Annotated in this window: 14 protein-coding genes and 1 pseudogene; 9 read left to right on the top strand and 6 right to left on the bottom strand. The window is 65.1% G+C overall.

Features of this window, described 5'->3' with window-relative positions; genetic code table 11:
- Nucleotides 1-82: 82 nt before the first annotated feature.
- The 3 genes from GAK28_RS12680 to GAK28_RS12670 all read right to left on the bottom strand — a co-directional run bounded on the left by GAK28_RS12680 (nt 83) and on the right by GAK28_RS12670 (nt 9276).
- Nucleotides 83-6481: a YadA-like family protein gene (locus GAK28_RS12680; protein WP_291779459.1), complete on the bottom strand. Its 6399-nt coding sequence runs from the start codon at nt 6479-6481 to the stop codon at nt 83-85.
- Between the two features lie 132 nt (nt 6482-6613).
- Entirely contained in the window at nt 6614-7600 is a 987-nt protein-coding gene (locus GAK28_RS12675) for a helix-turn-helix domain-containing protein (RefSeq protein ID WP_291779456.1), read from the bottom strand.
- Nucleotides 7601-7893: 293 nt separating this feature from the next.
- Nucleotides 7894-9276 carry an Hsp70 family protein gene (locus GAK28_RS12670; protein WP_291779453.1) on the bottom strand — a complete coding sequence of 461 codons (1383 nt, stop codon included), beginning with the start codon at nt 9274-9276 and terminating at the stop codon, nt 7894-7896.
- 113 nt (nt 9277-9389) lie between these two features.
- Between GAK28_RS12670 and GAK28_RS12665 the strand changes: the two genes are divergently transcribed.
- Nucleotides 9390-11147: a M28 family metallopeptidase gene (locus GAK28_RS12665; protein ID WP_291779450.1), complete on the top strand. Its 1758-nt coding sequence runs from the start codon at nt 9390-9392 to the stop codon at nt 11145-11147.
- 258 nt (nt 11148-11405) lie between these two features.
- Here GAK28_RS12665 and GAK28_RS12660 read toward each other — a convergent pair whose 3' ends face one another.
- Complete coding sequence (locus tag GAK28_RS12660; protein WP_291779519.1) at nt 11406-12770, bottom strand: porin; 1365 nt, start codon at nt 12768-12770, stop codon at nt 11406-11408.
- 332 nt (nt 12771-13102) lie between these two features.
- On the opposite strand from GAK28_RS12660, the pseudogene GAK28_RS12655 reads away from it, so the two are divergent.
- The 8 genes and pseudogenes from GAK28_RS12655 to GAK28_RS12620 all read left to right on the top strand — a co-directional run bounded on the left by GAK28_RS12655 (nt 13103) and on the right by GAK28_RS12620 (nt 20072).
- Nucleotides 13103-15373, top strand: a pseudogene (locus GAK28_RS12655) (TonB-dependent receptor).
- Nucleotides 15374-15704: 331 nt separating this feature from the next.
- On the top strand, nt 15705-15893 hold the full coding sequence (locus GAK28_RS12650; protein ID WP_291779447.1) for a hypothetical protein: 189 nt from the start codon (nt 15705-15707) through the stop codon (nt 15891-15893).
- A 39-nt stretch (nt 15894-15932) separates the two neighbouring features.
- Nucleotides 15933-16268 (top strand): hypothetical protein, encoded by a 336-nt coding sequence (locus GAK28_RS12645; RefSeq protein ID WP_291779443.1) that lies wholly within the window; start codon nt 15933-15935, stop codon nt 16266-16268.
- A gap of 5 nt (nt 16269-16273) precedes the next feature.
- The gene (locus tag GAK28_RS12640) at nt 16274-16648 is read left to right on the top strand and encodes a GntR family transcriptional regulator (RefSeq protein WP_291779440.1); all 375 of its coding nucleotides are present in this window, start codon (nt 16274-16276) and stop codon (nt 16646-16648) included.
- The gene (locus GAK28_RS12635; RefSeq protein WP_291779438.1) at nt 16645-17502 is read left to right on the top strand and encodes an ABC transporter ATP-binding protein; all 858 of its coding nucleotides are present in this window, start codon (nt 16645-16647) and stop codon (nt 17500-17502) included. Before GAK28_RS12640 ends, GAK28_RS12635 begins: the two co-directional genes overlap by 4 nt.
- Nucleotides 17499-18443 carry a hypothetical protein gene (locus GAK28_RS12630; RefSeq protein WP_291779434.1) on the top strand — a complete coding sequence of 315 codons (945 nt, stop codon included), beginning with the start codon at nt 17499-17501 and terminating at the stop codon, nt 18441-18443. Before GAK28_RS12635 ends, GAK28_RS12630 begins: the two co-directional genes overlap by 4 nt.
- Before the next feature lie 79 nt (nt 18444-18522).
- On the top strand, nt 18523-19608 hold the full coding sequence (locus GAK28_RS12625) for an RHS repeat-associated core domain-containing protein (protein WP_291779432.1): 1086 nt from the start codon (nt 18523-18525) through the stop codon (nt 19606-19608).
- Nucleotides 19605-20072, top strand: coding sequence for a hypothetical protein (locus tag GAK28_RS12620; protein WP_291779429.1), 468 nt, complete (start codon nt 19605-19607; stop codon nt 20070-20072). The genes GAK28_RS12625 and GAK28_RS12620 overlap by 4 nt, the downstream gene beginning before the upstream one ends.
- Before the next feature lie 126 nt (nt 20073-20198).
- On the opposite strand, the gene GAK28_RS12615 is transcribed toward GAK28_RS12620, so the two are convergent.
- Together GAK28_RS12615 and GAK28_RS12610 are read right to left on the bottom strand one after the other, a co-directional pair.
- Nucleotides 20199-22301 carry a TonB-dependent siderophore receptor gene (locus GAK28_RS12615; RefSeq protein WP_291779425.1) on the bottom strand — a complete coding sequence of 701 codons (2103 nt, stop codon included), beginning with the start codon at nt 22299-22301 and terminating at the stop codon, nt 20199-20201.
- Nucleotides 22302-22467: 166 nt separating this feature from the next.
- Nucleotides 22468-25008 carry a FimV/HubP family polar landmark protein gene (locus GAK28_RS12610; RefSeq protein WP_291779422.1) on the bottom strand — a complete coding sequence of 847 codons (2541 nt, stop codon included), beginning with the start codon at nt 25006-25008 and terminating at the stop codon, nt 22468-22470.
- Nucleotides 25009-25126 lie beyond the last annotated feature (118 nt).

Genomic DNA, 25126 nt, shown 5'->3' with positions numbered 1-25126 from the left:
CCGGCCATACCAATACCGCTACGCCCCGATGAAGGCAACCCGAAGTTGACCGGTTCGGATCGTGTCGCCCCTTGTTCCATCATCACCACTCCATGCCTGCGCCCACACTGAATCCGGCATCGCCTCGCGAATTGGCCGTGCCGCTGAGCTTGTAGACCCAGCCGCCGCCGTCGCTGACCGTGGACAAGCCGACCGCGATGCTCGACTCGCCGCGGAACGTGCCGCCCGCTATGGCCGCCATGTTACGCCCTGGCGTGGTCGCCTGCGGCAAACCCGCCATCGCCATCGCCGAGGCGACACCCGCGCTGGCCCGGTTGTTGGCGTTCTGGATGTCGCGGTTCATGGCGTTGACGCGCTGGTCGGTGTAGCTACGCGACCAGTCGGCCACCTGGTTGAGCTGGCCGATGTTGGCGGCGTCGGTCGTGGCGGTACCCGCGGCGACGTTGTGGACGACCGCCGGGGTGCCCGCCGCGCCGAGGCTGACGTTGCCGTAGTCGACGCTTCCATCCGCGCGCGTATCGTAGTGGACGCCCGCCGCACGAACCGCGTTCACCTGGCTCACATTCGCCGCGTCGGTATCGGCGGTACCCGCCGCGACGTTGGCGATCTGCCGTTCCGCACCCTTGCTGCCCACCGAAACGGTGTTGGCCCGATCCGCCACCGAACCCTGGCCGAGCGCCACCGCGTTGTTGGCCGTGGCCTGGGCGCCGTTGCCGACGACCGTGCTGTTGGCCGACGCCGAGCTCGCGCCCGCGCCCACCGCCACGCTGTTGCCGCCCGCCGACGCGGCATTGGGTAGGTTGTTGCTGTTATTGACGCTCAGTGCACCGTTACCCGTGCCGCCACTGCCCTGCTGCAACGCGAGGATGCTGTTGTACAGCGCGATATTGCTGAAGGAGTTACCGGCATTCTGCGTCCAGTTCCACAGCTGTCCGCCCGTGATGGCGTCGGCACTGGCCTGGGCGATGCTGCCGGCGGCAACGTTGCCGATGCGCGCGGCCGCCCCGCCCGCGTTGAGGGTGACACTGGTATGCGTGGCATCGTCGTATTGCACGGACGAGGCGCCGATGCTGCCGGCCAGGTTGGCCACCGCGCGAAGCTGGCGCAGGTTCACCGCGTCGGTGTCGGCCGTACCACCCGCCACGTTGACGATCTGCCGTTCACTGCCGGTGCTGCCCACCGATACCGCGCCCTGCGCGGGAATGGCGACGCCGCTATAGGCTTCCGTGCCGCTGCCCGTGCGGCTAGCCACCGAACCCGAGCCCAGCGCGACCGCGCCGGCCACGCTGGCCTGCGAACCCACGCCAAGCGCGCTGGCACCCGTTGCAACGGCCTGCGCCTGCGAGCCGTATGCCACGGCGTCGGCGGCCGATGCCACCGTGCCACCGCCGATCGCGACGCTTTCCGTTCCCGTGGCCTGTGCGGGCGCTTGGGTGGAGGTCACGGCCAGATACGGCGAGTTCAGGCCGGAGGCGAGGCTGTTGACGCGTGCGTTGAGCACGTTCACCGAGCCATCGAGGGAGCTGAAGGCGGCGCCGACGTTGCCGTAGCTGGCCGTCGACACATTGCCGCTCGCATCCACCGGACGCAGGGCGAACGCCGGCGCCGTGAAGACGGCGGTCGCTGGATCGAACGCGGCCCCGGCACCGAAGAAGCCCACCATGGCGCTGTTCGATGCGAACAGCTGGCTGCCATTCACCGCATCCAGGCTGCCTGCCGCCACCGCGCCGTTCGCCAGGTTGCCGATACCGACGGCGCCGGCCGTGCCACCCGTCAAGGTGATGTGGTTGAGCTTGGTCCCTCCCGCGCCGAGATCGTAGGTAACCGACGCCGCGGTCGCCTGGCCAATGTTGTCGTTCACCGCGCGCAGCTGCGCCACGTTCACCGCATCGCCATCGGCGAAGCCCGCGGCGACGCCCGTGAGCTGGCGATTGCCGATGTTCACTTCTCCGGTGGAATTCTGCGGCGCGGTCAACGCGTAAGCGGTGTAGTTCGTGCGAGCACCGACGGTGGTCGCGGAGTTGCCGCCCAGCGCGACGCTGTTCGCGTTAGCTGCCGTCGCGCCGCCACCGATGGCGATGCCTTCGGCGCCCGTCGCCGTCGCTGCGGCGGCTGTGGAGTTGACCTGCACGTACTTCAGGCCACCGGTATACAGCGACGAGATACGCGTGTTCACGTTGCCTAGCGAGTCGCCAAGGGTCGTCAATGCGCCGCCGACCGTACCGGCCGTGCCCGGCGTGTTGCTGCCATCCGTACCGATGACGGGCACCGCATAGGTCGGGCCGGTGAAGTTGCCGCCAGCGTCCACCGTCGTGCCGCCGCCCAGGATCGTGGCTACGGCCTGGTTGGTGGTGTTGAGCTGGGTGCCGTTGACCGCGTCGTGGCTCGTCGCGCTGAGCGCGCCCGGTGCGACGTTGTGGATGCCGACCGTACCCGTTCCCGTACCTGTGAGGGTGATGTTGTTGGTGGGGTTACCCGCACCGTCGTCGTCGTAGCGCACGGCCAGCCGGCCAAGCGCGCCCACGTCGCCGCTCACGGCACGCAGTTGCTGGACGTTCGCCGCGTCGGTATCCAGCGTGCCCGGGGCCACGCCGGTGATCTTGCGATTGCCGAGGTTCAACTCGCCACTGGAAGTCTGCGGCGCGACGATGCCGTAGGCGGTGTATCCCGTTTGCGCGCCCACGGTGGTCGCCGCCCCACTACCCAGCGCGATGCTGTTCGCGTTGGTCGCCGACGCGCCATTGCCGATGGCGATGGCGTTGCCCACCGAGGCGACCGATGCACCGCCAATGGCCACGGATTCGGCACCGGTTGCCGTTGCGGCGGCGGCCGTGGAGTTGACCTTGACGTAACCGGAGGCACCACTGAGCGCGTTGAGGCGCGTATTGAGATTGCCCAGCGAGGTGTTTACGGAGGACAGGGCGCCGCCCGTCGAGCCGTAGTTGCCGGCCGTGACCGTGCCGTCGCCGTTGACCGTACCCAGCGCGTACAGGGGCGCGGTGAAGGTACCGGTCGCCGCATCGTAGGTCGCGCCGCCGCCTGCCCAGGCGGTGACGGTTGCGCCCACGGAAGACAGCTGCGCGACGTTGACGGCGTCAGTGGGAATGCTGCCCGCGGCGACACCCGTAATCTTGCGCGTACCCACATTGACCTCGCCAAGCGAGGTCTGCGGTGCGGCCAGCCCATAACCCACATAGCCTGTCTGCGCACCCACGGTGGTTACCGAGCCCGCACCGATCGCGACGCTGTTGGCATTGTTCGCCGACGCACCGTTACCGATCGCGACGCCACTGGCCCCTACCGCCGTCGCGGCACCGCCAATGGCGATGCCCTCCGCGCCCGTCGCAGTCGGCAGCGCGGCCGTGGAATTCACTGCCAGGTAATCGGCGCCGCTCAACGCGTTCAGGCGTGTATTCACGTTGCCCACCGACGTGTCGAGCTGGGACAGCGCGGCGCCCACGGTGCCGTAGGTGCTGCGTGTGACGTTGCCCGCGAGATCGATGCTGCCGATGGAGAACGCAGGCGGCGTGAACACGCCACCCGTGAACGATGCACCGGCGCCGAGGTATCCGGCCAGCGTCGTATTGGTACCAAACAGCTGGGTACCGTTGACGGCGTCGAGGCTCGTCGCCGTGACGGCACCCGCGCCGAGGTTGCCGAGCCCGACGCTGCCCGCACCGGTGCCGACGAGACTGACATGGTTGGTGGCATTGCCGGCGCCGTCGGCGTCGTACTGCACCGCGAGCTTGCCGATTGCGGTCACCGCATTGTTCACGCCGGTGAGCTGCGCGACATTCACCGCATCGGTCGCCGCACTGCCCGCTGCGAGACCGGTAAGCTTGCGCGTGCCGATGGCGACCTCGCCGAGCGAGCTCTGCGGCGCGGCGATACCGATTGCCGTATAGCCCGTCTGCGCACCGACCGTCGTCGTCGATCCCGCACCAAGGGCGAGGCTGTTCGCGTTGCCCGCCGAAGCACCCGCGCCAAGCGCGATGCCGTCGACGCCCGTCGCCGTGCTGGGCGCACCCGTGGAGTTGATCTTCAGGTACGGCAGGCTGCCCGCCGTGATGTTGGATATCTGCGTGTTCAGTGCGGTGAGCGAACCACCCACCCGGCTGAACGCCGTGGTGACATCGCTCGCCGTGCCAGGGGTGACGACACCTGTGCTGCTGATCGACGGTGCGTTGAAGGTGGGCGCCGTGAACACGCCGGCACCATTTGCCGTGGTCGTTCCGCCGAAGAACGTCGCAACGGCCTGGTTGGTGGTGTTGAGTTGCGTGCCGTTCACCGCGTCCGTGCTGGTGGCGCTGAGCGCGGCGGGGCCGAGATTGCCGAGCCCGACGGTGCCGCCACCTGCGCCGACGAGGCTGACATGGTTGAGCGCGTTACCGGCGCCATCCGCGTCGTAGAGAACAGCCAGTTTGCCGAGCGAGGTCACCGTATTGCTCACACCGGTGAGCTGCGCAACGTTCACCGCGTCGGTCGCGGCACTGCCCGCCGCAAGGCCCGTGATTTTGCGCGTACCGATGGCGACCTCGCCGAGCGAACTCTGCGGCGTGGCGATACCGATGGCCGTATAGCCCGTCTGCGCACCGACGGTCGTCGTCGATCCCGCACCGAGGGCAAGGCTGTTGGCGTTGCCTGCGGAAGCGCCCGCACCGAGTGCGATGCCATCGACGCCTGTCGCCGTGCTCGGCGCACCGGTGGAATTGATCTTCAGGTACGGGAGCGTACCGGCCGTGATGTTGGCGATCTGCGTGTTTAGCGCGGTAAGCGAGGTACCCACGGTGCTGAAGGCCGTGGTGACGTTGTTCGCCGTACCGGGGGTGACGACACCGGTGGTGCTGATCGCGGGCGTGTTGAACGTCGGTGCCGTGAACACACCCGCGCCGTTCGCCGTCGTGGTGCCGCCGAAGTACGTCGCCACCGCCTGGTTGGTCGTGTTGAGCTGCGTGCCGTTAACGGCATCCGTGCTCGTCGCACTGAGCGCGGCGGGTGCCAGGTTGTGCAAGCCCACCGTACCGGTACCGGTGCCTTTGAGCGTGATGGAATTGGTCGGCAAGCCGTTGGCATCGGGATCGTAGGTGACGGCGAGCAGATCCAGCGCGCCGATGCCCGCGAGCGCTCCCTTCAACTGGAGGACGTTGACCGCATCGTAGTTGTCGCTGCCGGCCGCCACGTGGGCGATCTGGCGCTCGTTGCCGGTGCTACCCACGGAAACGGCACCGACTGAAGCCTGCGCCGCGGTCAGGCCATAAGGCGTGTAGCTGGCCTGCGCCGCGCGATCGCCGAGCGACGCGTTGCCGAGCACCACGCTGTTGACCTGGGTCGACGTCGCATTCGCGCCGAGGATCGTCTGCGCATTCGCCGTACCCGCCGCGCTATCGCCGATCACCACCGAGTTGCCCTTGCGCGAGGCGAAGTCGTTAGTCGGTACGCCAGACGGATTGTTCGGATCGTTGCGGCCTGCGCCCGGGAAAACCGAGTTGGCGTCTTCGCTGGGCAAGGTATGGCTCGCGCCACGACCGATCACCACTTCCTGGGAGCCATTGGCCGTCGCCCTGTCGCCGACGATCACCTGGTTGTCCTGCGCGGGGTTCACCGCCCAGCAGCGGGCCAGCGGAATACCCAGGAGACTCGCGCAATCCGCTGACCATGCCGGCGAGCCACCAGGCAGCAGAATGCCGCCGAGCGGGCCATTGCCGAAGTTGTCGGTACCGCGATTGATGTTGGTGATGTAGCTGTCGGACGTGACGCCACCCAACAGGGTCAGGTGCTGATTCTGTCCCAACAACGTGCCGTTGATCGCCGTCGAGGTGGGCGTGAGGTTGACCAGGTTGGCCGCGCCGATGCCGAGGCTCTGGAAGGTGCTGGTAATGTTCACCGTGTTGAGGTTCAGCGCGCCGCTGTTGATGAACTGCGAGCTGGGATTGAGCAACGAGGTAATCGTCGGCGCGAGCGCGGTATTCGATGGCGCGACGAGACCGCCCGAGCCGAGGATAAGGCCGGCGCGAAACGGCTCGGCAGGCAACGGATAACGCGGATCGCCGGGTGCGATGATCGATGGGCCGAAGGCTTGCGGCGTCGCCATGTTGGTCGCCATCAAGGGTGTCGAGGTAAACACCGCCCGGCCACTGGCTTGCGGCGCGAGCGTATTGACGCCGCTTATCGATGCCGTCACTGGCGCGTCGTCTTTGGCACTGGCCGTGGTCGCGGACGTCTCCGTGTCGTCCTCGTCCGTGGATGCTTTTTTCGCTTTCTTCGTGGCGGACGGCTTGTCTTTGCCGACGGACACCGTGGCGTCGCTCGTCGTCGCCCCCTGGCGGGGCTGTGCGACCTGTTCGGCCGCCACGTTTCCGGTGACGAACACCAGCGTGGCGAGCATGGCGATCCTCGCTGCCGCGAGGCGACGCGAGACGGCAAACAAAAGGCGCGTCGCACTGGCGACGCGCCTCATGAACAAGGCTACTGAACGATTCACGGCAGTTCCCCCGTATCGACTCCCTGCGTCCTTGACGCGCTGGGTTTCGATTAGAGGAGGAGCATCCGGATACCGTTGATCAATTGCGGCAATCGGATGGCCTGAAACGGCACGATGACGTGCCGCCCCGGATTACCAGCCGTCGTAACCACCCTCGCCCGCTGCCGCGAGATCCTCGGCCGCCACGCTACGCGTGAGCGTTTCACGAGGCTGCTCGCCGAACACGCTACGGTACTTCTCAGCGAAGCGCGAGAGATCCCACATGCCGCAACTCAGCGCCACGGACTTCACCGAACGACGTCCCGCCTCGGCCGTGATCAGGCTGCGATGCGCCGTGCACAGGCGCAACATGGCGAGATAACGATTGGGCGGAATACCCAGCAGGTCGTCGAAGGCATAACGCAATCCGCGCTCGCTGGCGCCTGCGGCCTGACACAACTCGTGCGAGTAGATGTCGCGACGCAGGTTGGCGCGCATGAAACGCTCGGCCCGGCGCATCACCTGGTAATGTGCGCGACGACCTCTCGACGCCACCGGGCGTTCCTCGGACGACGACGCCAGCGCCACGCGGATATGCTCGTCGAGCAGATCCTCGACAGGGCCGAAGCCCGTGTCATCGGCTTCATTCACGCGATCGCGGATTTGTCGATAAGCACGCTTGAGGTGGTCGGAATGCACCGAGAACAGACGCAGCCGCTGCGCGGCCATGTCGACATCGGCGTGATCCGAGGCCATGAAGCGGCTACGGAAACGGGCATACGGTGCGATCACCAGGGTGAAGCGCGTGCCCCGCTCGAACATGAAGTCGGTGGGCGTGCCCCTCAACAACGTGACGGCCATGTCGGATTCGATACCCACACCCTGGCACCAGCTGCGTTCACCGGCTTCGTGCAGATAAACGAGCATGCACGAATCGTCGGGAACGGTCAGCGACCCGCGCACGTCGAAATCGATGTGCGCGCTGAAGTAGGTAACCCCGTCATGGGTCTTGGTGGCGATCGCGGCACGCGGACGTGCCGGACTCAATGTAAGCAGGTCGACGTCGCAGACACCGAGCGCGGCGCCCAGCGTGACCAGATCGTAGTCCTCCAACCCCTGCACATCGGATGGACGGCTCATGCATGGACCTCCGTGTGGAACTCGTTCAACAACTGTCGCATCGGCGGGACAGCATCGTCGCGGCGATCCTGTGACCCGGCAACGCCCCCTCCGTTGCCCCTCCTGAACCGAACGCACCTCACTCCCATAAACACCCCCGCAACGTCCCGGCACGCCAGCCTGCATGCGATTGGAAAAATACTCCCTAAATAGGGCGTTCCGCCAGTTACCGGCACGAAATGCTCATTACATATAACTAACCGTGTAAGACAGAAAATACCAGTACTTCGTGAAAATGCCGATTTCGCGTAACGTCAGATGAAACTATCTGACGAATTTGACAAAAGTGCCGCCTGTGCCAGTCCCGACACCACGCCCAACGACGGGTCTCCGTGCACCACGGGCACACCCTCGAAGCGTTCGGCGACCTTGTCGCGCACCTGCGGAGAACGCGACGTACCACCTGTCAGGAAAATGCTCGCCGGCGCCTCCCCAATATCCAATCGAGCCTGATCCAGCAGGCGGGAAATTCGATCGAGAAAATCTTCCGACGCCGCGAAAAAATCCGCGGGAGCCGCATCCACAGCCAGTCCGGGCTCGATAAATTCCAGCGAGGCGTTCGCCGACGATTTTCCACTTAGATCGATCTTCATGCGTTCCGCCGCCTGATTAAGGCGCGTGGTCGCCCCCGTTCCCTGGAGCGCGCGAAGGCGCTGGCCGTAGGGTTCGTCGACCATCCGGTAGTCCTGCTTGCGGAACTCACGCTGCTTGGGAAGGTTGTGGACACTGGCCGCCTCGACGAAATGGTGCACGGGCACGGCGCCGGCATCCTTGCCGAACAGCGGCATGAAGGCATGCAGGCTCATGCCCACGTCCAGGTCGGTACCGCCCCGCGGCAGACCCCAGCTGCGGCGCATCACCGGCGCCTGGCCCGCGCCAAGCTCGGCATAGGCCACGTCGGTGGTACCGCCGCCGATATCGACGATCAGCGCCCGCTGCCGCTCGGGCAACGACAGGTGGTAGTGCATGGCCGCGGCAGCCGGTTCCTCCAGAAAGGACACATCGTCGAAGCCGGCAACTCCGGCGGCTTCCCGCAGGATGGACAAGGCCTGCTCGCCGCCGGCGGCACCCATCGAGCTGCGAAACTCCACGGGCCGGCCGATCACCGCCTCGCGAACCGGTTCGCCGAACTGGCGGGTGGCCACCAAGCGCACATGTTCGAGGATGTGGGCGGCGATGCTGACGATCGTCTTACGGACCCGCGGGTCCAGGCGATAGCCGAACATGGACTTCGGCGACTCGATGAGGTTGCCGCTGCCCTCCTCGAGATAGGCCTCGACGGCCTCCTCGCCGAACAGGGCGTCCTGGAAGCTGGCGACGGACCCGGAGGCCTCGCGGATGCGCTCCTCCATCCACTGGCGGCGGACCACGCGGATGGCGTCGCGACGCACCGCGGACTCTGCGCGCGGGGTCCGGCCGGACTGGCGCTCATCGGCGCGGACCGAGCGCACGAAAGCGTCCACCTGGGCTTCCAGGGCCGGGGTGAGCACGAAATCGTCCACGTCCGGCACCACCTCGGGGAAGAACACGGCGGTGCGGAACTGCCACGCCTCGCCGAAGCGGACCAGCTGGAGCTGCCCGTCCACCACGGCGGCGGCCGCCGAATAGCTGGTTCCAAAGTCGATGCCGATGCGCATGAGGTGTTCCGGTGCGAAAAACCGCACATTATCGCCCGGCTTGAGGACGGGTGACAGGGCGGCGCCAGCCGCTACACTCGAATGCCCACCCGACCAAAGGGAACGCCCCACCGATGCGACGCCTTGCACTCGCCTGCCTCGCCGCCCTGACCCTGGCAGCCTGCCAGTCCCACGACGACGACAAGACCGCCAAGGCCGCGCCCCCGGGCCCGGCGCCGGCCGCCACCTCGCCGCCGCCCCCGCTGCCGGCCGTGGCCAACGAGCAACACACGTTCAGCCCCGAGATCACGGCCGACGACTTCGCCGCCCACCTGAGAGTGATCTCATCGGACGAGTACGACGGCCGCAAGCCGGGCACGCTCGGCGAGCGCCTGACCACCAACTACCTCATCGAGCAGTTCAAGCGCATGGGCCTGGAGCCCGGCAACAAGGGTGAGTGGGTGCAGACCGTGCCCGCCGTCTCTACCGAACTGACCGGCCAGGACACCCTGAAGCTCGACGTGGCCGAAGGCGGCGGTACGGAATCCTTCGCCTTCGGCACCGACATGGTCGTGGGCACCCTGCAGGCCAAGGCCGATGTGGCGCTGAAGGATTCGGACATCGTCTTCGTGGGCTACGGCGTCGACGCGCCGGAAGCCCAGTGGAACGATTTCGACGGTATCGACGTCAAGGGCAAGACCCTGGTGGTGCTGGTCAACGATCCAGGTTGGAACGGCAGCGACCCCAAGCTGTTCAAGGGTCGCGAGATGACCTACTACGGTCGCTGGACCTACAAGTACGAGGAAGCCGCCCGCAAGGGCGCCGCCGCCGTCTTCATCGTGCACCAGACCGAGCCGGCCGCGTATGGCTGGAACGTGGTCAAGAGCGGCTGGAGCACGCCGCGCCTCGACCTGCCGGAAAGCGAGGACCCGTCGCCGCGTCTGCCGGTAGCCGGCTGGCTCACGCACGAGGCCGCGCAGCGCCTGTTCGCCAAGGCGGGCAAGAACTTCGACGAGCTAGCCAAGCAGGCCGACGTGCGCGGCTTCAAGGCCGTGCCACTCGACGCCAAGGCGAACATCGCCCTGCACAGCAACATCACCCATTCGCTCAGCAACAACGTGATCGGCATGGTCAAGGGCACGGACAAGCCCGATGAGGCGATCGTGTACACCGCGCATTGGGACCACCTCGGCCACGATCCGTCGCTGAAGGGCCACCAGATCTACAACGGTGCGATCGACAACGGCACCGGTATCGCCGCGCTGCTGGAGATCGCCGGCAAGTTCGCGCAGGACAAGCCGAAGCGCAGCGTCGTCTTTGCCGCGGTGACCATGGAAGAATCGGGCCTTCTGGGTTCGAAGTACTACGTCGCCCACCCGCCCTTCCCGCTGGCGAAGACGGTGGCCGACATCAACATGGATGCCCTGCCCGTCACTGGACCGACCAAGGACATGGAAGTGGTTGGTCAGGGTCAGAACGACCTGGAAGACATGTTCGCCGACGTGCTCAAGGCCGACGGCCGCGTCGTCAGCGCCGACCCCACCCCTGAGAAAGGCCACTACTTCCGCTCCGACCACTTCAACTTCGCCAAGGCCGGTGTCCCGGCACTGGCCGCCAATGGCGGCAGCGACATGGTGAACGGCGGCAAGGCGGCCGGCGAGGCGGCGGCGGAAGACTACGTCAAGAACCACTACCACCAGGTCACCGACGTATACGACCTGCGCTGGGATTTCACCGGCGTGACGCAGAACGTGGTCGCCTTCTACAAGCTTGGCGAGAAGCTCGCGGATAGCGACGTGTGGCCGGCATGGAAGGACGGCAGCGAGTTCAAGGCCGCGCGCGAGAAGTCGCTCGCCGATGCGGCGAAGGGGTCGCAGAAAAAGAAGAAGTAATAGGTTGAGTGCGCCGGGGTGGCTTTTTCGTAGGCCACCCCGACGCGATAACCGAACGCTCGGCGCTAGGTTCCTGTTTTCACAGGACCGACGAGGCTGGCGATCCGTCGTTCCAGCGAACGCTGGAACCCAGCGCGAGGTAATCGGTTATCGCCTCGCGGCTTCCTACGCAAAAGCCGATGCGACGCCCTCGCGGTGCTGACAAACCGAGGCGCTGGGTTCCTGTTTTCACAGGAACGACGAGCATTCCCTTGCCCGTCAGTAATTCACCTGCAATTGCATCCGCAGCAGCTTGCCGTCGATCTTGCGATATGGCGCCGCGCCGACGTCGGTGCGGCGCATGTTGGCGAAGGCCACTGCCAGCTCCACCGCGCTGGACGGCTGCCACTCCACGCCGGCCTCCAGCTCGTCCACCGACATGCGCGGCGCGTTGGTGTCGAACTTGGCGCCGCCCCGATAGGTCTGCCACTTCGCGTACGGAATGAACCCGCCGTGCGCGGTGTCGAACTTGTACATCACCTGCGCGTAGCCGCCGCGTAGCGAGCGCGTGCGGACCCTGCGCTGCGCGATATCAAGCTCGGGGCCCTTGCCCACCGTCCATTCCGCCTGAAAACCGAACGGCTGCGGGTAATACACCACGTGCGCGGCGACGCGACGGTCGGTGGAACCGGCTAGCGGCGCGTCCACCGTTGGCGTGAACGTGCGGCCATCGACGCTCACCGATGCCGTGGACACCTTGTAGCGACCGCTGTACGCGTCGGCACCCACTTCCAGGTACTGCCCGTTGGCGAACTTGAACGGATAGGAGAAGTGCACCACGGTGTGCAACTGGTCGTTACGGTCCGGACGGTTCGCGCCCTGCCCGTTGTAGACGCCCACGCCGAACATGCCGTAGTCGCCCGAGCCCTTCAGGCCCGATTTCTGCAGGTAGGCGAAACGCTCCTTGATCTCCTTCGGCGACCAGTAAAGGAACAGGCCAAGGTCGCGCTCGTCGCGCACGGCGGAGTTGAGCGCATCGGCGCGATCCAGCGCGATACGGTTCTGGCTCGACTGCAGGTCTTCCCAGCCGAACGGAATCTTCGACTGGCCCGCACGCACGCGCCACTCCTTGTCGGCATCCAGCCAGAGATCGGCATATGCGTCACGCAATTGTGCGAAATGCGTCGTGGTCGAACCCGACGGGGTGCTCGCAAGATCGGGCTGGAGGTAAATCGACATGCGGTCGCTGACGTCACCACTGATGACCACGCGCGCACGGCGCACGCCGAACCCCTGCTCCCGGCCAATGAAGCGATCGCCAGGGGAACGCAAGTCCTTTGCACCGCCACCGATTTCCTGGTTGTAGCGCATCTGGACGTAACCACGGATCGAGAGCTTTTCGTACCAGGCCTTGCCCTTCGATGTCGAAACCGCACTCGGCGGCGCGACGGCGACCTGCTGCGTGGACACGGCAGGCTGCGCCGTCGTCACGACTGCCGGAGCGGGTGTGTCGCTCGCCTGCACGAAGCGCCCCAGGCGCTGCCGACCGGGACCGGGCTCCGCGAAGATCTGCCGGGTGGTCGTGTCCACATACAACTCGATCGCAGCCTGCGGCTCGCCTTCGGCCGCGGCGGTGCCGCACATGGTCCAAAAGGCGGCGGCCAGGGGAAATCGCTTCATACGACGCTCGCTCCGATATGCATGAGAAAATACTCAAACGTCGGTGATCACGTCGTCATTGGCACCACATTGACGAAAATCCACCAACGGGCGGGCACGTTATCGGCCACCCGTTGCAGTGACATGACAGGGCTTATGACGATTCCGATCAAAGGTTTGCGCAATGCAGCACTTTCGTCATCACCCTGTCACAGGGATAATGTGCGGCAGACGCGCCCTCGCCAGGGGATCGGCTCGACCGCGATTTGGCGAGGCACTCTCACCCAGGCTGCACCCCCCAGGCGGAACCCAAAACCATGTCCCTCGCAAGCTCGCGCTCGCCGCGACGTCTCGTCATTGCCCTGTCCATCGCCACGGCCCTGTCCGCTGGCGCTGCCATCGCCCAGGACGCCACGTCCACCGCGCAGCCCTCCAGCGCCCCGGCCAAGACGGCCACGCTGCAGACCGTCACCGTGACGGCCGAAAAGCGCACCGAAGATCTTCAGAAGGTGCCCATCTCGATGACCGTGGTGACGAGCGAGAAGCTCGAGGCCTTCGGGCAGGCCGGCGACGGCGTGCTCCAGCTTGCCTCGCGCGCCCCGAGCGTCTACGCCGAAACCTCGTACGGCCGTGAGTTCCCCCGCTTCTACATCCGCGGCCTGGGCAACAGCGACTTCGACCTCAACGCCTCGCAGCCCGTTTCGATGGTCTACGACGACATCGTTCAGGAAAACCCGATCCTCAAGGGCTTCCCGCTGTTCGACCTCGAGCAGGTGGAAGTGCTTCGCGGCCCGCAGGGCACGCTGTTCGGCCGCAACTCCCCCGCCGGCGTGATCAAGTTCGAATCGCGCAAGCCCACGCAGGAAACCGAGGGCTATGCCCGCGTGTCCTACGGCTCGTACGGCACGGCTAACGCCGAGGCGGCACTGGGCGGCAAGCTCAGCTCCAACTGGGCCGGTCGCGTGTCGGCCATCGCCCAGCATCGCGACGGGTGGATCGACAACGAATACAATGGCCGCAAGGATTCGCTCGGCGGCTACAACGATCGCGCCGTGCGCCTACAGGCGCTGTACAAGGCGTCGGAAGACTTCGACGCCCTGATCAACGTGCATGCCCGCTGGCTCGACGGCAGCGCGATGGTCAACCGCGCCAACGCCATCACGCTCGGCAGCGACCAGTTCGTGCCGGGCTTCGATCGCGATAAGGTCGCGCAGGACGGCCGCAACAAGCAGCACCTGTTCACCTGGGGCAGCAACCTGCACCTGAACTGGCACTTCGGCGACCTCAACTTCGCGTCCATCACGGGCCTGGAGCGCGCCACCACGTACAGCCTGGGCGACGTGGACGGCGGCTACGACGCCTCCGAGACGCCCGCGAAGGCCGGCCTCGGCAATCGCTACGTCACCCCGTTCTATTCCGAGACCGCCGACGCCCTGCCCAAGGATCGCCAGATCACGCAGGAATTCCGCCTATCGAACGACACCGCCGAGCGCCTGAAGTGGCAGGTGGGTACGTACTATTTCGACGAGGACATCGCGATCGCGAACTACTCGTACGACACGCTCAACAACCACGTCCTCAACGGTTGGGTGAATCAGAGCCAGCGCACCAAGGCCTGGGCGGTGTTCGGTTCGGCCGACTACAACTTCACCGACACCTTCGACGTGCGCGCCGGCGCCCGCTGGTCGCACGACAAGCGTGACTTCAAGGCGCAGCGATTCCTCGGCTTCACCGGCCCGGTGGGTCCGCTCGCTTCCGACCCGACCGACTCGCGCTGGAGCGGCGATCTGACGGCCACCTGGCAGTTCTCGCCCAACGCCAACGTCTATGCCCGCATCGCCAACGGCTTCCGCGCGCCCAGCGTGCAGGGCCGCATCAACTTCGCCAACAGCATCTCCACGGCGAAGCCGGAGACGATCACCTCGTACGAGATCGGCTTCAAGTCGACCTCCGAAGACAACAAGCTGCGTTTCAACGCCGACATCTACAAGTACAACATGCACAACCAGCAGCTCACCGCTGTGGGTGGTGCCACCAACGTCACGCAGCTGATCAACGCGAAGAAGACCGAAGGCTACGGTGCCGAGTTCGACCTCGAAGCCTACCTGACGCCCAACTTCTACATGACCGCCGGCGGCAGCTACAACCACACCGAGCTGAAGGACCGCAACCTCGCGGTGGCTCCGTGCGGTGGCGGCTGCACCGTGTTCGATCCGCTCAACGCTTCGGGTAACGCCCTCATCAACGGCAACCCGCTGCCGAACGCACCGAAGTGGATCGGTACCTAGACCGCCCGCTACGGCATCCCGTACGGCGAGAGCGGCGAGTTCTTCGTCTACACCGACTGGAACTACCGCAGCGAAGTGAACTTCTTCCTGTATGACTCGGCCGAGTTCCGCAGCAAGCCCTTCCTCGAAGGCGGCGTGCGCGTGGGCTACAACTGGGACTTCGGCAAGCGCGAGGTCGCACTTTATGGCCGCAACATCACCAACAAGAAGGTGATCACCGGCGGCATCGACTTCAACAACCGCACGGCCTTCGTGAACGACCCGCGCATCATCGGCGTGGAGTTCCGCGCCGAACTGTAAGGCGAAGCACAGGTAGTCCAGCGACGGCCGGCCCCGCAAGGAGCCGGTCGTTCGCTTTTGTAGGAGCGCGCTTGCGCGCAACCCGGGATCGCCGGGACGCTTCTACCCGTACCGGTCGCGCGCAAGCGCGCTCCTACAAAAGCAGCATGTAAACCCTTTCCGGAATCGGTGCATCTCATGCCTGCCCGGAGCGCTACCTCACCAGCACACCCCGCCCGGGCCTAGGCCATAAGTCATATGGAAATTCACGAAATTTCGATTGACGGCCTCAAATCTGGTGTTATAGTTCACTACAACACCGGTCACCCAGATCACTAGAGGAGAAAGCACCATGAACGCCATGAACCGCCCCAACTACCTCGCCCTGGCCGCCTCTTTCGCCATCGCCGCCGCCTCGCTCGCCATGTTCAGCAGCACGTCGACCAAGACCGCCCCGCTGACCGAGATCAACGGCACCCACGTCACCGACCTGGCCCCGGTTGTCGTCTACGCCAACGCCGACACCGTCGCAGCTCTCTAAACCGGACAGTCGTCCGAACGTCATCGGAGTCGTAGAACCATGAAAGCGCCGAACTTCATCGCCCTTACCGCGTCCATCCTGATCGCCGGGACCAGCGTGTTCGCCCTGCGCTCCTTCGATGACCGCGCGGCCCTCATGTCCGCCGAACCGCATTTCATCAACGGCGTCCGGGTTGTCGACCTGCCGTCGCTGACTGTCCGCCCGACGGACGCCGATGTACGACAGGCCATGCTCGCCACCGAGGCGTCCCTCGGCTCGGCCGCCGACGCCATCAAGCGCAGCGCCGAAGATCGTGCCGCCGCCATCATCGGTGCCCAGCTGAGCATGCCTTACTATTCGTTTGGGAACGCACTGCGCCACTCGGCGAAGGATTGAACTACATGTCCATCACCTGGAACGACAGCATCCCGATCTACCGCCAGCTACGCGAACGCGTCGTGGCGATGATCCTGGATGGCGCCTTGAACGAAGGCGATCCGCTGCCGTCGGTCCGCCAGGTCGCGGGGGATTTCCAGATCAACCCCCTCACCGTGTCCAAGGCGTACCAGGAGCTGGTCGACGAACAATTGGTTGAGAAACGGAGGGGTCTTGGCATGTTCGTGATCGATGGAGCGCGCGACGCGCTGCTCAAGAGTGAGAGGGAGCGCTTCCTGCGCGAAGAATGGCCGGCGCTGTACGCCCGCCTCCAGCGCATGGGCCTCGACCTGAAAACCCTTATGCGGGAGGCCGATGGCCCCGCGGAGGACGCGTCATGACCGCGGTCGTCACCGCCAATGGCCTGACCAAGCGCTACAAGTCGCAACTGGCGCTGGACGGCGCGTCGTTCCAGATCGGCGCCGGGCGCATCGTGGGCCTGATCGGTCCGAACGGCGCCGGCAAGACCACGGCACTGAAGGCCATCCTCGGTCTCACTACGTTCGACGGCCACCTGGACGTCCTGGGACTCGACCCGCGCAAGGATCGCGACCGACTGATGGAGCAGGTCTGTTTCATCGCCGACGTGGCCGTCCTGCCCCGCTGGCTGCGCGTGGGCGAAGCGATCGACTTTGTCGCCAACACCCATCCCCGTTTCGACCGGGCCAAGTGCGAAAGCTTCCTGGCGCGAACCAAGCTGCAGCCGAAGCAGCGCGTGAAGCAGCTCTCCAAGGGCATGATCGTGCAGTTGCACCTGGCCTTGGTGATGTCCATCGACGCGAAACTGCTGGTGCTGGACGAGCCGACGCTCGGCCTCGATATCCTCTATCGCAAGCAGTTTTACCAGACGCTCCTGGAAGACTACTTCGACGAGGACAAGACGATCCTGGTCACCACCCACCAGGTCGAGGAGATCGAACATATCCTCACCGACCTGATGTTCATCCGCGATGGCAAGATCGTGCTCGACGCCGACATGGAGGCCGTGGGCGAACGCTTCGCCGAGGTGCTGGTCAGCGCTGACATGGCCGCCGCCGCCCGCGAGCTGAAACCGCTGGACGAGCGCCAAGTGTTCGGCAAGAGCATCTTCCTGTTCGACAACGTCAGCCGGCCCGAGCTGGAACGCCTGGGCGAGGTACGACGCCCATCGATCGGCGACCTCTTCGTCGCCACCATGAAGGGCACCTACGCATGAAAACCTTCTACTGGCTGGTCAAGCGCGAATTCTGGGAGCACAAGGGCGGCTTCATCACCGCGCCGATCGTGGCGGGCGCCATCGCCTTTGTGCTCAATGCGATGCTCATCGCGGTGGGCGAGGCCCATACCGCCATGGGCAACTTCCACAGTAACTTCTCCCGTGCCTATGAAGACGCGGACCTGGTCCAGGCCGGCGCGGTCATCGATGGCCTGCTCTACGGCATGACCTACCTGGTGCTGATCGTCACCGCCATCGTGGTGTTCTTCTACTGCCTGGGCGCCCTGTACGACGACCGGCGCGATCGCAGCATCCTGTTCTGGAAGTCGCTGCCGCTGTCAGATACCGACACGGTGCTGTCCAAGGTCGCCAGCGCGATCCTTGTGGCGCCAGCGGTCGCGGTGGTTGTAGGTGTCGTCACCGGCCTCATGCTGGCGATCATGTTCGCCATGGTCGGCACGTACCACGGCATCTCCATCTGGCCGCTGCTGATGCAGGCCCACCCGCTCAAGGTCATCGTCAACCTCGTGCTGCTGATCCCGCTGTATGCGATCTGGGCCCTGCCTACCGTCGGCTGGCTGATGCTCTGCTCTGCCTGGGCCCGCAGCAAGCCGTTCCTCTGGGCCATCGCCCTACCCCTGGGCACCGGCGCGGTCATCGCCTGGATGGGCCTGATGGGTGGCGTGCACGGCATCTCCAGCAACTACTGGCACTACGTGGCGGGTCGCCTGCTTGGCGGACTGATTCCCGGCGGCTGGTTGACCGAGGCCTCGTCCCTCGCCGGCCTCGACACCAGCAATCCAGCTGCGGCGCTCGACAAGGTCAACCTCGCCTACCACTACAGCACCCTTGCCCAGCCCTCGCTGTGGATCGGTGCCATCGCAGGGATCGCGATGATCGCGGGGGCCATCTGGTTCAGGCGGTGGCGGGACGAGAGCTGAGCCCCGCAACACCCAAAAAAAAGACACTAGCCCTGTGGCTAGTGTCTTTTTTTTGCCCGCCCCCTCGCCACGGGCACTCTTGCCCATCACTCGTGACGTCCTTTATCGTGATCAACGAGGAGTCATCAACAGGGGGCTGGAATTGGACATCCAAAGACGTGCAAGTTTTCTATCGGCCTATTTATTAGCACTGGTAGCCACTCAGCCAGCATTAGCTACCGAAGAGGTCACTTATTACTACACTGACCCTCAAGGAAATGTGCTTGCAACTACTGATGCAAATGGAAATCTTCGATCCAAAGCTGAATACACACCATTTGGCCGTGAAGCCATGGACTCTCGGGCGAATCAAGCGGGATTTGTTGGTCACGTAACTGATGCGGAATCGGATTACGTTTACATGCAGGCTCGCTACTACGACCCCTCTATGGGAAGATTCTTAAGTCCCGACCCTCTCGATCTTGCCGCGGGGCGGGGATTCACTTTTAATCGTTTCACGTACGCCGCAAACAGCCCTGCGACTCTCGCTGATTACACAGGCCTCTATGCAGAGGGAATGAGCGGCGAGCAGATCAACTGCGAAATTTACCGCTGCGAAAACATCGGCCCTGGAGACGGCGAAAGGTTCACTCAAGGACTGCGGGCCAGCAAGCTCGCGGACAAAGCCCTGATATCCGCCGGCGTCCTTGGTTCATCCTATGGATCCGCAGGCGCACTGTCGATTGCTTGGTCCGATGTAGTTCAACCCATAACAAACAGGCTCAAGGTCGAGATTGGCGCGGACATTCTATTCAGAAATGGTACGGGCTACTCTTCGTCGAATTCGTACAGCACCGGCGACCGCAACACGATCGACATACTCATGTTGCGTAACGTGCTGGATCCCGATAGAAAGCAGGGGGAGATCCACACTCACCCGGATAACAATAGTTTCTCCGGAAGAACGGCCGTAGCCCTTCCGCTACAGAGTGCTGCAGTCAGAAGTGGTGATTACGGTCACGGAGACCTCGTGCGCTACTTCAACAATGGAATCAACGGTTACGTATCCCTACCCAATGGGACTATTTACGGGTGGGATTACCGGTCATTTAAATCGGATGTAGACAGGCACGGACAACGACAGCTTGGGGATGGCATCACAACCATTCGAGGAGAGGCCAGATGAGACTACTTGCCTTCTGGATCTGCGCGCTTTGTTCTGCCGCCTCCATCGCAAGCAGCCCTGCAGATGCGTGCTTCAAAAGGGGCTCGGGTGGGGGTGAGATATGCCCCGTCGCGTTCACCACACTGATCGCGCGAAGCGAACTATTTGATCGAAAGCCCGTGTTTGTGAGGGGCTTCTATGTAGGCGGCGTGCGCCCCATGTTGTTCGCGTCCCGAGACGCTTACGAAATGCGCGATGCTTCGGCCGGAATCCTCGTCATGGGCGCGATATCCGAGGACGTGGCCAAGGCTCTCAAGCCGTACGAGGGTCATTATGTCTACCTTGAAGGACGATATATTGCAGAACCACTGGATGTGACCGGGTACGGTTCGTTCCGAAGTGCTGGAGCGCTCACTGCCATCAAGGGATTGGGGCAAGCGGAAGGCCAGCCATGGCCGACAAAGAAGGGGCCCGAGGGTGAGTAGTGGTGACGTCCGCAGGCGATCCTGCTAAAGCGTGCCTTTTCCTGTTGTGCATCTTCGCAGCTGCTGCGCGCGACCGGGTTTCGCGGTGACCGGTCGCGCTCAGGCGCGCTCCTACAGGGAGTGGGGTTAGAAAGTGAGTTCTGCGCCCAGGGTGACACTGCGGCTGGGGGCGGGTTGGCGGCCCCAGGGGCTGGTGTCGATGCCGCGGAACCAGTACTTCTTGTCGAACATATTATTTAGCGCCAGCGAGCCCTTCAGCGACGAAGTGCCCCAGGTGGCGAAGGTGTGCGTGACCTGGGCGTTCCACACCGCATACGACGGCAACTGTCCGATGGAAGCGATGGCGTTTTCGGCCTTGGTGTTGGCCGTGTCGCTGTAGGACTTGCTGAAGTAGTAGCCCGACAGGGCATAAACCGTGGGTCCCGCGGTGTACGAGGCGCCCAGGGTCACCTGGTTGCGCGAGGTGTAGGGCACGCGCTTGCCGTCGAATTGGCCCGACTTCTGCGCAGCATCGAGATAGGCGTAGCCCAGGTTGAGCTTCAGGCCATCAAGTGCTTCCGGCGACCACTCGATGTCGGCTTCGAGACCCTGGTGGATCGTCTTGCCGATGTTGCCGTAGGTACGCGTGGTGTTGTCGAGCTGGATCTGCTTGTCGAAGTCGATGCGATAGACGTCCGCGTGGATCATCGTGCGCGAGGTCGGCGTGAAGCGCGCACCCAGCTCGTAGTTCCAAGCCAGTTCGGAATCGAGGTTGTCGCCGAAGACGATCTGCGTGACCTGCGGCGCGCGAAGCGAGCGCTGGGCATCGGCGTATACGTACCACTTGTCCGAGGCCTTGAAGCCGAGGGTGAGGCCCGGCAACCAGTTGCGCACGTTGTTTTCGAACGACACGCCGTTGGCGCGGTTGCGATAGGTTGCGTCGAGGTGCTCGTAACGCACGCCGGGCGTCACGGTGAAACGGTCGTCCATGAAGCCGATGGCATTGCTGATGTACGCCGCCCAGGCCCGGTCCTTGAAACCCCAGTCGCGAACGAGCGTGTAGACGCCGTTATCCAGGCCGGTGTTGCCGACGACGAAATCGATGTCCTCACGGACGGCGCGGGCACCGACGGTCCATTGCTGGGTCACGCCGCCGCTGTCGATGTGCAGGTTGAATTGCGGCTGGGTGCCATACACCTTGAACCCACGCGGCGCGCTCTGCAGCAACTGCGGCAGCAGGTCGTCGCGCCAGGTTTCCGCCGACGAACGGCGCATGCCCACGATGAAGTTACGCTCGCTGTCGGCACTGAAGTTGGTCCAGGTGAACTGCGAGCTATCGAAGATCCACCAGTTACCCAGGTCCTGCTCGTAGGTGAACGACGCGCGGGTCGTCGTGCCCTTGAAGCGGTCCAGCGGGCGCGTGGCCTGGCGCGGATCGCGCAGGTAATCGGGCACGGAGAGCGCCCCGGCCAGCTCCATGTGGGCCACGTAGCGCTGCACGTCGGCCTTGATGACCTTGTCGTCGCCCAGCCACCACTCGCTGCGCAGGCGGACGTTCTTCACGTTGGTGCCACTGTGCTCGCGGAAGTACTCGCCCTTCTGCCAGTCGGCATCCACCTGGAGGCCGAAGTTCGGGCTGAGGTAGCCACCGGTGGAAAACGAGGTGTCCTTCAGCATCTGGCCGCGACCGTAGGCCGTGATGCGTTCGCCCAGGATGGAGGTCCAGCGCTCGGGGATCGGCTTACTGACGAGGTTGATCACGCCGCCGACGTTGTTGGGGCCGTACTGCACGGCCGCGCCGCCGCGGACGATATCGATACGGTCGATCTGGTTCAGCGTGACGGGGAACAGCGAAAGGCTGGTCTGCCCGTACGGCGCCAGCGACAGCGGAATGCCGTCGAGTAAGGCCTGGACGCGACCGCTGCGGCTCTCGTACAGGCCGCGCAGCGCGATCTGCGGCAACGCACCGGTGCCGGTCTCGTCGAAGATCTTGACGCCCGGGACACGCTGCAAGGCGTCGTCGAGCGAACGGTTCGCACCGGTGTCGAGCGTTTCGCGCGCGATCACCTGGCGGCTGCCCGCGTAATGCTGCACGTCTTCGCTGCGCGACGCGCCGAGGACGGTGCCTTTCACCACGACGGCGTCGAGCGTGCGGCTCTTGTCCTGGTCGTCTTCGGCGTGGGCGTGGCCGGCGCAAAGCGCGAGGGCCAAGGCGACGCCAAGATGGCGCCGTGCTGGCAGGGTGTGCATGGATGGTGTCCCTGGGGAGCGATTGGATAACGCATACGATAATGCGAACCGTTCGCAATGAGTAGTGCCCAGGTCATCATCCGTGCGCGCGCCCTGCCCCTCTGGCTACCGCTAAAAACGAAAAACCCCGCGTTTCGCGGGGTTTTTCGTGGACGGGCTCGGGAAATCAGACGATGTCGCCGAGGATCTGCCGGGCTGTGTCCTTCTGCATCTGCGAGCCCTCGGCGAGCACTTCCTCAAGCATCAGGCGAGCCCCTTCGGCGTCGCCCATATCGAGGTAGGCGCGAGCCAGGTCGAGCTTGGTGTCGACCGGATCGTCGCTGAAGGTCTCCGGCACATGCGATTCGTGGAACGACGGTTCGTCGAACTTCGGCTCGTCGAAGGTCGGCTCACCCAGGCTCACCGAATCGCTGCTGGCCAGGAGCGGCTCATCGTGATGGGTTGGCGTCGCGGGCAGCTCTTCCTCGTCGAAGGACCAGGTCGGGCGTGCGTCGTCGCGATGGGTTTCTTCGGCCAGGAGTTCGCCAAAGCTCGTATCGGCCGGCACGTGCGGCTCGGCACTCGGTTCGGCGTACGGCGATTCCGGGGCATCCACGTCGAACACCTCCGGCGCGTGCGGGCGATGTTCCGCCTCGGCGCGCTGTACGGGCGACAGGTCGAAATTGAAGTGGTACTCGCTGTGCTTCTGCGGCGGCGGCGCCTCACCCTCGTCGGGGCCGGTGACGTAGTTGCCGAGGTCGAATTCTTCCAGCGCGGCCAGTTCGTCCGGATGGGTCGGCGTCGATGCGCTGTAGGTGTCGCGATCGTACGGATCGTCGATCTCGTCGACCGGCTGGCCGCCGAACAGCGGATGCGTGGGCGCCAGCTCCTTGCCCATGGCGACCACGTCCTGCCACTCGTGCTGCTCGGGGTCGGAAACGTGGGCGTACATAGCTTCCGCCGCGCCCTCGAAGTGCTCGACGTCACGACGACCGTAGTAGAGGTTTACCAGCTCGAGATGCAGGCCGATATCGTCCGGATGCTCGGCCAACGCGTCGAGGATCTCGCGCTGGTCCGGATCGATGCCGTCGAGGCTGTCGATGCCCGGCTCATCACCGAAGCGATCCGCCAGGGAGCTGCCGGCGAAACCGGTGGCCGCCGCGGCAGGTGCTTCCGCCTTCTTGCGGCGACCGAACACGGCTGCCAGCAGAAGCAGCAGCACGGCAACGCCACCGCCACCCCAGGCCCAGGGCTGCATGAACCAGGGATCTTCTTCCACCGGAGTCGGCGCGGCGGGCGGCGTCGGCTTGGCCGGAGAGGCCGGTTTGACGGCGACCGGCGTCGCTGCCGGAGCGGAAGCCGGGGCGGACTCCTTCACCGGAGCCGTGGCGACCGTGGCGGCCAGAGCCGGCGGCACGGTCGACGCGGCAGGCTTACCGGCGGTCGAGGCGCTGGCCACCGCGGCCGGGGTGGCCGCAGGCGCCGGAGTGGTCGGCGTTGCTGGCGACGGCTGACCGCCAGCCTTGTTCGATTCGGCCAGCTTGCGCTGGAGTTCGGCGATCTCGGCGTCCTTCAGGCTGATCAGGCGGTCGTTCTTGCCCTTGATCGCCTCGAGATCGGCCACGCGGGATTTCAACTCCTCGCCCTGCTGGCGCAGCGAGGCGACGGTTTCCTGGGACGAGGCCAGGTCCTGCTTGAGGCCCGCGACCTGCGCGTCGCCGGTGCCACCCTTTGTGCCAGCACGCGTGGACGCGGCGTCGCCGCCCTCTTTCGCCGGCACCAGGGCCAGGCGATCGTTGGAGGACGCAGGCTTACCCTTGCCCTGTGCCGCACCGGTGGCGGCGCCGTCGGCAACCACCGCCGGCGCGCGCGCCGTGCCCGCGCGCCAGGCATCGTTCTGGCGACGCACTTCGGCCAGCGCGGCAGCCGCCGACTGGGCCTTCATGTCGTCGGGGGACGGCATGCGCAACACCGCGCCGGTTTTCAGCGCATTGATGTTGTCGCGATAGAACGCGTCCGGGTTGGCCTTCTGCAAGGCCACCATCATCTGGTTGAAATCGGAGCCGCTGGCGTGATCGCGCGCGATGGACGACAGGGTTTGTCCACGCTGCACCGGACCGATCCGATCCCCTGCCTCACTCGCGGCGGTCGGCGCCTTCGGTGCGGCTGCGCGGGGCTTCGGCGTCGCGACGGCTTCCGTACGTTGCGGAGCCTCGGCGCGCTTCGGCTGCGCCTGAGCACGATCCGGCACGCGCGACGGCACCTCGGACGTGCGCGAGGGCCGCGGACCGGGGGCGACGCTAGCGGTCGGCGTGGCGGGGGAGCTGCCCGGCGTGGTGCCCGGCGGGTCGAGCAGCATGGTGACCTCACGGACCACCTTGTTGCCGCCGCTATTCACCTCGACCAGGAAATCCAGGTAGGTATCGCGCACCGGCGCGCTGCTGGTGACGCGGACGACCGGCTGTCCTGAGGCGTTCTTGGCCACCGTGAAGCTCAAGGCCACGGGCAGGCCGTCGCGATTGAGACCGGCGCGGGAGAAGGCTTCTTCGGAGGCCAGCGCGACGTGGATGTCGTCGGTGTTGCCGGAAACGCCGGTCAACGGAATCTCGGCGACCAGCGGCTGCTCCATGGTCGAGCGCAATTGCGCGGGCCCGAGGTTCTGCGCCAATACGTGACCACCGCCGGTAGCCAGCGCCAGCATGATGGACAGCTTGAGTGTGCGGTTCATTAATCGCTTCCCCCGAACAAAAACCCGTGCTGGCGGCTCGCCTTCTTCGGGCGGGTCACCGCGAAGGCGCCACTGTACGCACCCCAGCAACAACTAACAATAGCGGCCACGGGCAGTT

The sequence above is a fragment of the Luteibacter sp. genome, assembly GCF_009912395.1.
Lineage (GTDB): Bacteria > Pseudomonadota > Gammaproteobacteria > Xanthomonadales > Rhodanobacteraceae > Luteibacter.
Note: the sequence above shows the minus strand (reverse complement) of the source record. Positions and strands in the feature narration are given on the sequence as shown.

Excerpts from the sequence above, each read along its gene's own strand:
- GAK28_RS12610 (WP_291779422.1), bottom strand. The coding sequence starts at position 25,008 with ATGAACCGCACACTCAAGCTGTCCATCATGCTGGCGCTGGCTACCGGC.
- GAK28_RS12640 (WP_291779440.1), top strand. The coding sequence starts at position 16,274 with ATGTCCATCACCTGGAACGACAGCATCCCGATCTACCGCCAGCTACGC.
- GAK28_RS12645 (WP_291779443.1), top strand. The coding sequence starts at position 15,933 with ATGAAAGCGCCGAACTTCATCGCCCTTACCGCGTCCATCCTGATCGCC.
- GAK28_RS12665 (WP_291779450.1), top strand. The coding sequence starts at position 9,390 with ATGCGACGCCTTGCACTCGCCTGCCTCGCCGCCCTGACCCTGGCAGCC.
- GAK28_RS12615 (WP_291779425.1), bottom strand. The coding sequence starts at position 22,301 with ATGCACACCCTGCCAGCACGGCGCCATCTTGGCGTCGCCTTGGCCCTC.
- GAK28_RS12670 (WP_291779453.1), bottom strand. The coding sequence starts at position 9,276 with ATGCGCATCGGCATCGACTTTGGAACCAGCTATTCGGCGGCCGCCGCC.
- GAK28_RS12635 (WP_291779438.1), top strand. The coding sequence starts at position 16,645 with ATGACCGCGGTCGTCACCGCCAATGGCCTGACCAAGCGCTACAAGTCG.
- GAK28_RS12660 (WP_291779519.1), bottom strand. The coding sequence starts at position 12,770 with ATGTGCGGCACCGCCGCGGCCGAAGGCGAGCCGCAGGCTGCGATCGAG.
- GAK28_RS12620 (WP_291779429.1), top strand. The coding sequence starts at position 19,605 with ATGAGACTACTTGCCTTCTGGATCTGCGCGCTTTGTTCTGCCGCCTCC.
- GAK28_RS12650 (WP_291779447.1), top strand. The coding sequence starts at position 15,705 with ATGAACGCCATGAACCGCCCCAACTACCTCGCCCTGGCCGCCTCTTTC.
- GAK28_RS12630 (WP_291779434.1), top strand. The coding sequence starts at position 17,499 with ATGAAAACCTTCTACTGGCTGGTCAAGCGCGAATTCTGGGAGCACAAG.
- GAK28_RS12675 (WP_291779456.1), bottom strand. The coding sequence starts at position 7,600 with ATGAGCCGTCCATCCGATGTGCAGGGGTTGGAGGACTACGATCTGGTC.